Source organism: Paenibacillus pini JCM 16418 (genome assembly GCF_000576305.1).
In the GTDB taxonomy this organism is placed as follows: Bacteria; Bacillota; Bacilli; order Paenibacillales; family Paenibacillaceae; genus Paenibacillus_AQ; species Paenibacillus_AQ pini.
Genome location: NZ_BAVZ01000004.1, coordinates 92,453 through 105,350, shown reverse-complemented (window position 1 = coordinate 105,350; position 12,898 = coordinate 92,453). Strand labels below are relative to the sequence as shown.

Genomic DNA, 12,898 nt, shown 5'->3' with positions numbered 1-12,898 from the left:
ACCGTGAGAGAGTGTGATCAACATGAACAACAACCTACAGACTTTTTTGAATTTAGCTGATGCCGTTATTATTACCGATGTTGAACACCGAATTCTTGCTGTGAATACATCCTATGAAACGATAACAGGATATACTTCGGAAGATATTATTGGCAAAAAGGCGGGTATACTACGTACGCCCTATACTCCTAAAGAGACTCACCAAGCTATGAAGGCCGCATTAAATGCTGGCTCTTCTTGGTCCGGAGTATTTACGAATCGGAAAAAGAATAAAGATTTATGGCACTCATCAATTACCATTACACCTTTTATTGTTGAAGAGACAGCGTATTTCGTCGGTGTGTTTCGAGAGCTGGAACAGTTAGAACGTGGGTTTTACTTGGATGATCAACGGATCGGTAGGATTCAGAAATCATTATTAAAAGTACTCGCTATTTCATGCGAAATACGAGATCCAAGCATTGAATCACATCTATCTAGAGTACAGAATTTAACGGAACAACTAGTGGTAAGACATAATGAGAGAAACCTGTTGAATTTATCAGTTAAAGCATTGTCTCTGATCGCACACTCCAGCATTTTGCATGACATTGGAAAATCAGCAATTCCCGAAGGCATTCTGTATAAACCAGGACCACTTGCCGATTATGAGCGGAAAATTATTGAGATGCACACATTAATCGGAGTCGATATTGTGATTAAAATCTATGCCGAATTAGATGATGAACTTTTTGAAAGCGAGCTTTCCACAGCAAAAAACATTATTCTTCATCACCATGAGAGATGGGATGGAACAGGCTATCCGCATCAATTACAAGGTATGGACATCCCGCTAGAAGCGCGAATTGTAAGTGTTGTGGATGTGTTCGATGCACTTACAACCAAGCGACCATATAAGGAAAAGTGGAGTATGGAGCTTGCGATTCAGTATATTACGGAGCAAAAAGGAAAGCATTTTGATGCCGACATCGTAGATTCATTTTTATCGCTATATGAAGATGGAATGATAACCATTGAATGAGAATAAGATTGCCACGAGCCTCCCATTTCGGGAGGTTTTTAATATGCGTTGATTATCCGTTATTGATGTTTGATCATCTATCCTAGATTTCTGAGTTCAAATTCTCGTCGATATCGCGCGGGGGTAACACCTACGAATTGTTTAAATACTGTGGAAAAGTGGCTCGAACTACAATAGCCAAGTGCGCTAGAAATCTCCGAAATATCCATATGGGTACTTTCTAAATACTCCTTCCCTAACTCCATTCGCACCCCCTGAAAATACCGATTAGGCGATGTTCCTACCTCCTTGTTGAAAATATAAAAAATGGTGCGTTTTGGAATATTTAAAAAAGTAGAAAGAGACTGCAAGGAGAAATTTTTCATATTATCTTTCATATATTCCAAACTTTTATTGATTACGGTTATATCAAATGATGGTTTGTTGTTATTCAGTTTATCGACAAGAATACAATAGAATAGGTAGAAATATGCAGAAGCTAGTTGCTGCTTATCGTTCTTTAAGTTAAGTAGAATTTGATCGCATAGTACAAAGAACTCCATTTTGAAAGGGGTATGGTATACATCGTTGGCTCTTAATAGAAAAGGCTCAGTTTTGAACTCAAACAGCCAAAAGTTCCATCTGTCGCCTGAGCATTTATATGACAAAGAATTGGAAGCGTTTGCAAAAATAAGGCTATTTGAATCTAATTGGAATTCTTGGCCATCCACCCGGATCGAACCTAATCCATCGAGTGTGTAGAGCAGTATATACTTATTACTTTCAATAATGCGATGATTGATGTCATAATCCGGCGTTGTGTATAATTTATAAACCGTTTTTACGCTTATTGGGTTGGTTTTAATCCAGTCGTTTACTGAGTAAAAATCGAAATACATGTGGCTTGACTCCCTTTAATAAAAAAATATAGGTCACTACGTTTCAACAATATAGCACACTCAAATTTAATGTGAAACTGAACTGCGTCCTCATTAGTTTGATGATTCATCGTTCGCGGAAAAGTGGTAGCGCTTTCAATAGGACATACCTGAAATCATATGTATTTGCGTTTTTTTATAATTTTTGCATTATTATTGATTTACATAACCCGTGAATGGAACTAACATAACTTAAGGAATACAAGATAAATGTAAAAGGAGGTTCTAAATCTTACACATTCTTCGATTTCATATTTGAATGGAGTGATATGATTGCCACAAAAAAATCAGTCCCCTCCTAAACGGAAATCTCCATTTTTTGCAGTATTGGGAATCATCCTTTCACTGGCAGCTATCTTTGTACTGGTTGGTTTGTTTACGACCTCAAAACAAGATAAGCAGCTTGGCGTAACAGAGCAAGTCCTTTCCTACGCCGGATATACTCGTGTGATTGATCAGCAAGAATATCAGTTTTATGAATATTTAGCGCAGCGGGAAATGGATGGTGTCAGTGACAGTAACCTATTAGCCGATAAAACGAAAGCATTAGCCCAAATCGTGAATGCTCAGTTTTATCTGGGGAATAAATTAGGATTAAGCGGACCGTACTCATTTGGTAGCATGCAGGAGCAAATGAAGCAAGAGAATGCTCGTCGGAAGATGGAGATTGAAAAGGGCCAAGTGATTTATGGACCGAAAACGTTTGATATATATCGTTATTATCAATATGTTTCGAGTAACCTAGAGGTCAAAATTATTGATTATTTAGCCACTAATGCAGATGAATCACTACACACAATGGCTCGGACATATTTCGAAGAGAACAAGAAAAAGTACGAACATATTGAGAAAATTGTTTATTCCTTAACCGAGAACGGAAAAACCGTAGAGAATACGATCGACTGGGGTCAATTAAATACGCTGGGAAAAGCGGATTCAGAGCTAGCGCAAATTTTAAAAAATGGGAGCATAGATCAGGAATTTTCTTATCGATTCGGCAACTCGAAGCGGAGCGGTAAAATTATTTCTGTAATCCATGTCAAAGCAGATTTTGAGCAGCAAAGAGCTTCAATTACAAGTGATTTCTTGTCAAACGGATACTATAAACAATTACTGAAAGAAGTAGCAAATAATAACCCCATAGAGTTCGCGGAGAAATGATAGGAGTTAACGGTCAAATCCTTCAATGAATCCATTACACAAGATATATGAATGTAGTGTTGCAATCGTTATTTGATTTTAGAAAGCGGTTGCATAAGGGGGGGAATATCCAAACTGTCGTATAAGATGTGCCATAGAATCAGTTTAGCCATTTTAAATAAGATCGAAAAGAGAGGTATGAACTTGATGAAAAATAAGAGTAGTTACAGATTATTCAAACGAAGTATGGCAATGTCTTTAGTTTTTGCACTCTTTGTTTCCTTGATTCCGCAAAACTTTATTATGGCTGCGCCTATCGTAACAATAGACGAAGTAAATTTGCTTAGTCACTCGACCTTTGAGGAAGCGGATGTACCTTTGTCGATAGCTCCTGCGGCTGATGAATCTGGCAATTGGTTTGCTTATCTTGATCCTATGAAGGTAAGTGGCACTGCTCATACCGGGAATTCCTCTGTAAAAATGTCCAATGCTAAGCAGTCTTTAGAGCAGGATGTAAGTGGCCTACAGGTAGGTTTAACCTATGAATACTCGATATGGGTAAAAGCGGATGATGTATCTAAAGGCTCCTTGAAGCTGGGTGTTAAAAATCATGGCAATGCGGAAGTTAATGTGAAAGCGACGAATAATGATTGGACACAGTATGCGATAGAGTTCACTAGCAGCAATGGTCGCGCTCGTTGCTATGCTTGGCTTGAGTCCAATACAGCGGGAAATAATTTTTATTTTGATGATGCAATGTTAACAGTCAAGAGTGATCTTAAGCAGGTGAGTGTTAAGAACGGAACGATAACGACGCTATTTAAAGATAGCTACAAAGGCACTCCAGCCGCGAGTGATTTTGTCGTTACGTACTCATCTTCACTTAATCCTCAAGTGATTTCTCCATTGATTATTACCACATCAAGTGTGAGTAATAACAATAAAACGTTTACCTTGAATTTTGATCCTTTGGCGGCACAGACCAAAGCGCAAGTCATAACCGTATACGTTGCTTATAAAGGGAATCAGCCAATAACCCTTGATTATCCGATCGCAGCTTCAGGAGATACAAGTGTAACAGCAAATATCAAAAAACTTACTGCTACGAACGGTACGCTCTCAGCTACGTTAAACCAGTCTCCATCTATTGCGCCTGTTGCATCGGATTTCTCCTTTGAATATCAAATTAATGGAGGAGAATTCAAAACGCTCAAAACGAGAGATTTTGCCTATAACAATACTACACTTGAAGCAAGCTTTAGCTTTGACCGTTTGCCTTCTACAACATCGCAGCAGACGATTACAGTTAAGGCTATCTATCAGGGGAACAGTTCTTTAGCTAGCTTTACAATTAGTGCAGCAGATGGTATGAGCTATTACGTGACAAACACGGGCTCTGATACGAATGATGGACTTACGCCAGGTACTGCCTTTAAAACGATTGATAAGCTGAACACCATTGAGTTTAAACCGGGTGACCATATTTACTTTAAAAAAGGTGAAGTATTTAAAGGGGCATTTAAGCCTAAGGGATCAGGTAATGAAGGTCATCCAATCGTTGTTGCCAGCTATGGAGAAGCAACAGCCAATAGACCTGTATTGGAGCCGAGTAGCACAAATTGGTCTGCTCCGCTGATGAGTGCTGAATTTAGCATGACCGCTACCGTTAATAATGTAATCTCTTTTTACAATCAGGCATATTGGGAAGTGCGTGATCTGGAGCTATCCGGACCAAACCATACACCGGATTCTGTCTATCGCAGAGGTATCAACATCACTGCCGAGGATGCAGGAGACCTGAATCACTTCTACTTCGACAATCTAGTTATCCATGGTTTTCATGGGCCGGACACGAACCAAGGGAAATCGTCTGGAGGAATTCTGATGGAGGTGCAGGCCAAGCCAAATACTCCTGCCTCCCAGCATATTCCTACATCCATTAACGATATTCGCATTACGAACAGTGAGCTTTATGATTTGGGACGTTCAGGCGTAAATTTTGTGTCGGTATGGGCGCGTAGAGCAGAGACTACGGATACCAAATGGGGTCCTTATCCAAGTAACCATGCACCTGGCAGAGCGGGTTATGCTTTTAAACCTTACAAAGATTTTTATTTTGCCAACAATCTAGTACATGATATTGATGGCGATGGCGTCATCGTGGATAACAATAAGGATGCTGTGGTAGAAAATAATCTGGTGTACCGCGCTGCAGCTACTGGTTCTTATGCAGTGGGTTTCTTTAACTGGAATTCCGACAATACGAAATTTCAGTACAATGAGGTATACGACACGAAACGTGCCGGGGATGGACAGGGAATTGAAATTGATGCACTGAACGATGGAACGCTAGTGCAGTATAATTATTTGCACGATAATGCGGGTGGTACATTTATGTGGTGCAACACATCTGGCCTGTATGGCTTTGATGGCATATACCGATACAATATAAGTCAGAATGACAATACCGAGCACGGCGTGCTTGACTGGCGCCCGGGTAGCTTTGGTGGCAAGGTGTACAATAATACTATCTACATGAAAGCGGATGGTTACAAGATTTTTGTATACGGTGATGGTGGTAACTCCGATGCTAAGTTCTATAATAATATTTTTTACTATCCAGGTGATAAGCCTTTCGTTGCTAATAAATTTAACGAACGTAATATCGATTGGAAAAACAATATTTTCTATAATTTTGCGAATACACCGTCGAATGACACAGGTGTGATTACCACTGATCCGATGTTGGTTGATCCTGGCAAGGGAGGTACAGGTGTAGGTCATCCTTTGGATGCCAACAGCTTGAAAGGTTACAAGTTGAAATCTGGCTCTCCTGCAATGAACGCAGGCATAACCATTGCGGACAATGGAGGCAAAGATTATTTTGGGAATCCAGTTATAGGTATTCCTGATATCGGTGCATATGATTCTGGCACGTTCTCTTTAAATATTGGATCTTCAGTCTATACAATTGATCAAGTACTCAAAAAGATTACAATTCTCGACAGCGAGCAGTTGACGGTCAGTGCACTTCTTTCCAATATTGTCTATGATAATGGAGTTAACGTGAAGGTATACCGTGGATCCAAAGAGATCGTTGGAAGTGAGGCAATGAATACAAATGATACTTTGAAGATCACGAAAGACGGTGAGGAAAAGGTCTATAGCATCTCGATCGTACACGATCCAGATTTGCTGGTGGTAAGCTCTAAGGTATATAGTGTTGACAATGCGGCGAAGTCTATTGCTGTGCCACAAGTGAAGACAACGAAGGTAGATGACTTGCTTGCTAATCTCAGTTATAAAAAGGGAGTTACAGTGAATGTGTTTCACGGAAATGCCGAAATTACCGGTACTCAATTCATCTCTCTAGGGGATATCGTTAAGCTTTCTAAGGGTGAGTATAAGGTAGCTTACCTGATTACATTGCCACACGACGCAGCTTCTACTGTTAGGGATATTCCGGTCGCGCAATATACCGCTAAAGCAGGTAGTGTGGAACCGAACGGGGGCACGAACGAAGGTCCTGCTAGTAATGTTCTGGATAACAATCCGAATTCGTTATGGCATTCTTTGTGGGCAGGAGATTCCCGCGAAAATTTATATATTACTTTAACTTTATCCGATAAGCCTTATTTGGTCGATGGCTTGCGCTATCTGCCGCGCACAGCTGGCGGAAGCAATGGCATTATTAAGAAATATAGAGTTCAGTACAGCACGAATGGTACAGACTTTATAAATGTGCCGGGTGGTACGGGTAGCTGGAGCGTGAGTGGCTGGCAGGACGTTCAATTTGCTCCTGTAAGTGCGAAAGCGATTCGTCTGTACGGGGTAGATACAACAAGCTTAGAAACAGGTAAGTTATTCGCCTCTGCTGCGGAAATTCGCTTAACTGGCATTGAAAAAACAGGCAATGACATCACGCCACCTGCAGCACCTACGGGTGTTAAGATTGATGATAAAAGTGTGATGCAGGACTCCGTAGTTGTGCGTTGGAACGCTCCTGCTGATGCGGATATTATCGGTTACAAAGTATATACAAATGACGGAAAGACTGAAGCTATCACCTATGCTAGCAGTCCAGAGGTTGTTTTCGCTAGAATTCAAGGGCTTATTTCGAGCACGGCGTATACAATAAGAATCTCTGCAATTGACAAGGCAGGGAATGAGTCTGCGAAGAGTGAAGCTTTAAAGTATTCCCATCAAGGATAGTTTACGATAATCATCTTAATGTAATGATGAACAAAATGGTGTTAAGATAATATTAACAAGAAGCCCTTATCCAGAAATTGGATAAGGGCTTCTTCATTCCGTTTAGTTTATCTGTCTAAAAGCAACGAATGCTATACCGTGCGAGAATGAACTTTTTTACCCTGTACCCAAACTTCACGAATATTCTCAGGACGAGCAAGATACAGGATTTTCTGGAATACATCATGTAAATTTTCATCAGCTTGATATATAGGTAGTTTCGCAGTAGCTACTGTCGTATCAATAATTTGTACATCCCAAACATAATTCGTTTCCAAGCGTCCGATCGGTAAGCTCAGGCTTTCACCGCCTCCAGCGGTTGCAAGATAGAATGCTTCGTTGATGGTGATGCGCGAATTTGGAACACCGCGATCTTCTGCCGGAAGAGCGGGGTTGACTCCGTCCTCGAGCATTCGGGAGGAGATCACAGCTTGTCTGATGTTATCAAAAAGACTTGGAGAGAAGCCTCCCGAAATGTCAGAGCCCAGTCCAATCTCGACGTTCTTGGCTTGTAAATGTGCAATAGGTATGACGCTATTGGCGAAATAGGCGTTGGAGACAGGACAATGGCACACCGCTGTACCCGTTCTCGCGAATAGATCCGCATCGTCATCATTGATGAAGTTGCAATGCGCCATTACGGACTTGTCACGTAATAGACCAAAATCATTGAGCGCAAACGCATCGTTCTTGTTGAAACGATCCTGTACATATCCATGTGCCCAATCACTTTCGCTGCAGTGTGACTGCACGTAAGTATCATACTTGGCAGCTAATTCGCCCAGACCTTGTAACGAAGCATCCGTGCAGCTTGGAATGAAGCGTGGTGTCACGACAGGGTAGACCCCTTGTTTAGTTGATTTAGCGAGTTCTTTGACCGCAATAATAAAATCTTCTGTATCGACTAATGCAGTTTGTGTATCGAGGTCACGATAGTATTCGGGGTTATTTTCAAGATGATCCATAACCACTTTCCCAACCAAACCACGTTGTCCTTGGTTTGCACAAATTTCAGCTAATAATATACTTGCTTCTTTATGAACCGTCGCAAAATATAGAGCTGTCGTAGTTCCATTCGCTAGTAATGTACTAACAACATCTTGGTAAACCTGTTGAGCAAAATCCAAATCTGAAAATTTAGATTCTAGCGGGAACGTATACGTATTCAACCAATCATAAAGTGGAATATCTAATGCTGTTCCAGATTGGGCCCATTGCGGGGCATGAACATGCAGATCGATAAACCCAGGCAAGAAATACTGGCCGTCGGCTAGACGATGGAAGTTCTCTTTGTCTTGATAAGCATCTAATAAAGTTTGATAGTCAGCGTCTTCTGGTGAAACGACTTGTTCAATCATACCGCTAGCATTGACGCAGAATAGATAATCTTTTAGAATGTGGACTTCTTTGGCGGATTTGGAAGTAAAAGCTGTTCCTTGAAAGATATGCGTATGTTTGTTCATTGAATGCACCCTATTGTTCGTATTTTTATTAAATTAACTCTAAATATTATAGGGTAATTACAACCTGAAGTCCATTTTCCTGTTCATCGATTATCAATCTTCTCGGGGTACAAATCATGATTCATCATACGATGCTCTGCCATTTGTTCGTATTTCGAATCTGGGCGACCGTAGTTGCAGTATGGGTCAATTGAAATTCCGCCGCGCGGAGTGAATTTACCCCATACCTCAATGTATCTTGGATTCATTAATTTGATAAGATCATTCATAATAATATTAATACAGTCCTCGTGAAAATCGCCATGGTTACGGAAGCTGAACAAATAAAGTTTAAGTGATTTACTTTCGACCATTTTGACATCAGGAATATAGCTGATATGAAGTGTTGCAAAGTCTGGCTGGCCTGTAATTGGGCACAGGCTCGTGAACTCTGGAAAGTTAAATTTGACGAAATAATCACGATACGCATGCTTGTTATCAAAGCTTTCCAGAACTTCTGGTGCATATTCAAATACATATTTGGTTCCCTGATTACCTAGTAACGTAAGATCTTCCATTTCATTCGACTGTCTTCCGGGCATGTATAACGTCCTCCTTGTGTTGGCTAAAAAGTATAATTAGACACCGCGTTTGTTTCCCCATACCAGTGTATGAAGCTGAGGTAGCACACGAACATTATTCAGCTCGGCAGAGTCAACGACTCTTTGGATCAGCTCCTCATATTGTTTGAGTAGATCCGAAGCATGAACCTGTATGTCCATCCGCTCAACATCGGGATTTCCTACTTGTAGAAACATAGCTGCGTCCGGATAGCGAGTATGGACTCTTTTGGCATACGCAAGATCTTCTTCGTTGAAGATGACGACTTTGAGACTAAACGTGTATCCAGATGGTCTGTTCACTAGGTTCGCTATGATGGAGTCTAATGTTACCCAATTCGTCTCCATTCCAGAGCTTGGAGGCTTCGGTGATATGGTGACTTCTTCAACGTCGCTTAACCAGTCCTGCCAGCGTGATCCCTGCGTTTCGACGGCCATGCGGATTCCGGATTCTTTTAAAAGAGAAACGAGTGAACTAAGCTGCGGCAGTAGTGCAGGATTCCCTCCAGATAGGGTTACATGGGAGAATCGATCCCCACCAATACGGCGTAGCTCCTGCCAAATTTCTTGTGCACGCATCTTACTGATGTCACCTGCTCCACTTCCATCCCAAGTAAAGGATGAATCACACCAAGAACAGCGATAATCGCAGCCCGCGGTGCGGACAAACATGGTTTTTTGACCAATGACCATACCTTCTCCTTGGACCGTTGGGCCGAATATTTCAAGCACGGGAATAGGGAGGGAGTCAGCGGCTTGTAAAGCATTACTCACCATGCATCCACTCCCGTCTAATCTCTGCATAGCTAGTGGGTGTCTCATATAGCCTTACGAATTCGGTACGTCCTTCATGAATGATTGGGCGGTATTCAGTAGAGTTAAGCGCTTCTTCCATTCGCTCGTACAGCCATACGACCATATTTTCAGCCGTTGTATTCATAAGCGGAAGAGTTTCATTTAAATATCTGTGATCGAGGAAGGTCTCGATATGATTCTTCCAAATTTGCTTGATGAGGCCAAAATCAGCAGTGATCCCGATGTCATTAGGTAATGCGCTTATACCAAAGACGACTTTATAAGTATGGCCGTGCAGATTCTTACATTTGCCTTCATAGGCATGGAGATGGTGAGCGGCGTCGAACGTAAATTCCTTGCTCACTAGCGCTCTCCGGTTATGGTAACGTAGGTCACTAATCTGTATTTCCTCTCCTAGCACCTGCAGATGTTCAACAATGCGATATTCTCCTGGCGTTCTACTCATAAATGGGATTCCTCCGAACGAGTAAGTAGGAACTTATCGAGTCCCGCTTTTCTTAAGAGACAAGCCGGACATTCACCGCAGCCATCGCCAATGATGCCATTGTAGCAGGTAAGCGTGCGCTCTCGAACGAATTCATAAGCGCTGAGTTTATGTGCCATCGCCCATGTCTCGGCTTTATCCAGCCACATGAGCGGGGTATGAATGACGAATTCATAGTCCATGGCTAAATTAAGCGTAACATTTAGAGATTTAACAAATACATCACGACAATCGGGGTACCCGCTGAAGTCGGTTTCGCATACACCTGTAATAAGATGCCTTGCACCAGACTGTTTACCAAGTACGGCCGCGAAGCTGAGGAACAGATGATTACGTCCTTCCACAAAAGTACTTGGCAATTCGCCATCCTCATGTGTGATGTCGATATCGCTTCGTGTTAACGCGTTGGGAGCAAGCTGATTAAGCAAACTCATGTCGAGGATGGTGTTCTTGACACCAAGCTCCTCCGCAATTTGCTGGGCGCATTCAATTTCGAGCTTATGGCGCTGACCATAGTCGAACGTAACGGTCTCAACCTCACTGAAATTTTGCAAAGCCCAAAATAGGCAGGTGGTGCTGTCTTGGCCGCCGCTGAAAACGACAACCGCTTTTTCATTTTTAAGCATAAAAAAAACCTCTCCATCTTCTAATTTTTCGCATAAACGAAAGGGTCGCTTATACCTTGGAAGAGTGAGAGTTCTTGAACTTACATCCGTAAAAAAACAAGCCCAGTTTTGAAGACAAAAATGGGCAGTCTTAGTTTTTTATAGAGGGAGTTCGCGAACCTCTTCCATACGTACATGTATGGACTTTCTTCTGTGCGCATGTGAGCGCGACCTCATTATAGCATAGATTAATGGGATTAATAAATTACACTCCATAATATTTTCAAAATATTGGTAAAATTCCGTTTGCATCATAGAATGATTAAAGTACGTTTTAGATTAAATGAAGAAGACATATAGACCCACTACGAAGAGTGAGTGAAGCGCTAGATCGTACGGAGGTAACAGCACAACAAGGGGCACATCTTTACAGATGTGCCCCTTGTTATGTCGCTTAAAAAGCGTTCGATGAATTACAAAAAAACATTTTTAGAGTAAAAATGAACCTGCAATTCCACTAATGATGCCCGTTGCAATGACCGATCCCACAACGAACAGTAGCACTTTGCTAGGAAAAGATTTAGCTACAATCAGAATCGAAGGGAGACTAACTGCAGGGAGCGTAACTAGCAAAGATGCTGCGGGTCCTGTTCCTATACCCAGCGTTAGAAAGGACTGAATAATAGGAATTTCAGCTGCCGTTGGAATGACGAACAATGTTCCTACAATGGCAAATACAATGATCGCTGCAATGCCGCCGCCAACCCATACAGGGAACATGGTGGATTGAAAAGCTCCAAGGAGCAATACTGCTATCAGATAAGCAGGAACAACACTGATAATCATGATCCATAGGCTCTTCATCCAGCGCTGCATGAATGTACCTTGCTCCTGAACTTCGATAGGTTCGTTCTCAGGATCCAGTGCGTCTGGAACTTCAGCAGTACCTGCAAAACGGTTCGCAAAATAGCTGACGCCAAAAGTGAGCGCGATGCCTAAGACTAAACGTAGAAGTGTGAATTTCCATGATAAGACGAACGCCATAAATATTAGCGTTGCTGGATTAAGGAGCGGGTTCCCTAACCAGAAGGCTAGAGCAGCGCCAACGGATACGTTTCGTTTACGTAAGCCACTTGCGACGGGTGCTGCACAGCATGTGCACATCATACCTGGAAGGGAAGCCACCCCGCCGATGAGTGTACTTTTGAAGTTAGCTTTTCCAAGTACTTTATATAACCATCTCACTGGAAGTAGAACTTGTACTAATGAACCTAGGAGTATTCCAAGAACGGCTGCTTTCCAGACGGACTTGAAGTAGGTTTGAGCATACGTTACTGCGGCATGCCAAGAAGGAGCAACTTGATCCATGCTTAATATAGATGAACCGATGGAATGCTTCGATGCAGCTGTAAAAGCCTTATGATAATACGGCCACCACTTTACATAGCTTAATCCCGCGATGGCAATGAGAACGAACAGTACAACAAACCATATCGTCTTCTTATTTCTAGGACGAGTATTTCCACTTAAAGCTGACATTAATTTTTTCCTCCATGCAGATTGAACGAAGTTCAATGCTAGTTAGTATGAGATGACAGGTTA

10 protein-coding genes and 1 riboswitch are annotated in these 12,898 nt (G+C 41.8%); of the genes, 3 read left to right on the top strand and 7 right to left on the bottom strand.

Features of this window, described 5'->3' with window-relative positions; genetic code table 11:
- Positions 1 to 22 precede the first annotated feature (22 nt).
- Positions 23 to 1,021 carry an HD domain-containing phosphohydrolase gene (locus JCM16418_RS07660; RefSeq protein ID WP_036647346.1) on the top strand — a complete coding sequence of 333 codons (999 nt, stop codon included), beginning with the start codon at positions 23 to 25 and terminating at the stop codon, positions 1,019 to 1,021.
- 77 nt (positions 1,022 to 1,098) lie between these two features.
- Here JCM16418_RS07660 and JCM16418_RS07655 read toward each other — a convergent pair whose 3' ends face one another.
- The gene (locus JCM16418_RS07655) at positions 1,099 to 1,899 is read right to left on the bottom strand and encodes a helix-turn-helix domain-containing protein (protein WP_036647343.1); all 801 of its coding nucleotides are present in this window, start codon (positions 1,897 to 1,899) and stop codon (positions 1,099 to 1,101) included.
- Between the two features lie 312 nt (positions 1,900 to 2,211).
- Here JCM16418_RS07655 and JCM16418_RS07650 point away from each other — a divergent pair, with 312 nt between their 5' ends.
- Both JCM16418_RS07650 and JCM16418_RS07645 read left to right on the top strand, forming a co-directional pair.
- Positions 2,212 to 3,099: a hypothetical protein gene (locus tag JCM16418_RS07650; protein ID WP_036647341.1), complete on the top strand. Its 888-nt coding sequence runs from the start codon at positions 2,212 to 2,214 to the stop codon at positions 3,097 to 3,099.
- A 186-nt stretch (positions 3,100 to 3,285) separates the two neighbouring features.
- Entirely contained in the window at positions 3,286 to 7,290 is a 4,005-nt protein-coding gene (locus JCM16418_RS07645; RefSeq protein ID WP_052020120.1) for a discoidin domain-containing protein, read from the top strand.
- Positions 7,291 to 7,421: 131 nt separating this feature from the next.
- On the opposite strand, the gene guaD is transcribed toward JCM16418_RS07645, so the two are convergent.
- The 6 genes from guaD to JCM16418_RS07615 all read right to left on the bottom strand — a co-directional run bounded on the left by guaD (position 7,422) and on the right by JCM16418_RS07615 (position 12,835).
- Positions 7,422 to 8,792, bottom strand: coding sequence for a guanine deaminase (gene guaD, locus JCM16418_RS07640; RefSeq protein WP_036647339.1), 1,371 nt, complete (start codon positions 8,790 to 8,792; stop codon positions 7,422 to 7,424).
- Positions 8,793 to 8,875: 83 nt separating this feature from the next.
- Positions 8,876 to 9,373 carry a preQ(1) synthase gene (gene queF, locus JCM16418_RS07635; protein WP_036647335.1) on the bottom strand — a complete coding sequence of 166 codons (498 nt, stop codon included), beginning with the start codon at positions 9,371 to 9,373 and terminating at the stop codon, positions 8,876 to 8,878.
- Between the two features lie 36 nt (positions 9,374 to 9,409).
- A complete protein-coding gene (gene queE / locus JCM16418_RS07630; RefSeq protein WP_036647333.1) occupies positions 9,410 to 10,168 on the bottom strand; it encodes a 7-carboxy-7-deazaguanine synthase QueE in 759 nt (252 codons plus the stop codon).
- Complete coding sequence (gene queD / locus JCM16418_RS07625; protein WP_036647331.1) at positions 10,158 to 10,652, bottom strand: 6-carboxytetrahydropterin synthase QueD; 495 nt, start codon at positions 10,650 to 10,652, stop codon at positions 10,158 to 10,160. The genes queE and queD overlap by 11 nt, the downstream gene beginning before the upstream one ends.
- The gene (gene queC, locus JCM16418_RS07620; protein WP_036647328.1) at positions 10,649 to 11,317 is read right to left on the bottom strand and encodes a 7-cyano-7-deazaguanine synthase QueC; all 669 of its coding nucleotides are present in this window, start codon (positions 11,315 to 11,317) and stop codon (positions 10,649 to 10,651) included. Before queC ends, queD begins: the two co-directional genes overlap by 4 nt.
- A 124-nt stretch (positions 11,318 to 11,441) precedes the next feature.
- Positions 11,442 to 11,485, bottom strand: a riboswitch (PreQ1 riboswitch).
- A gap of 300 nt (positions 11,486 to 11,785) precedes the next feature.
- Positions 11,786 to 12,835, bottom strand: a complete 1,050-nt coding sequence (locus tag JCM16418_RS07615; RefSeq protein WP_036647325.1) for a permease — start codon at positions 12,833 to 12,835, stop codon at positions 11,786 to 11,788.
- Between the last annotated feature and the right edge of the window lie 63 nt (positions 12,836 to 12,898).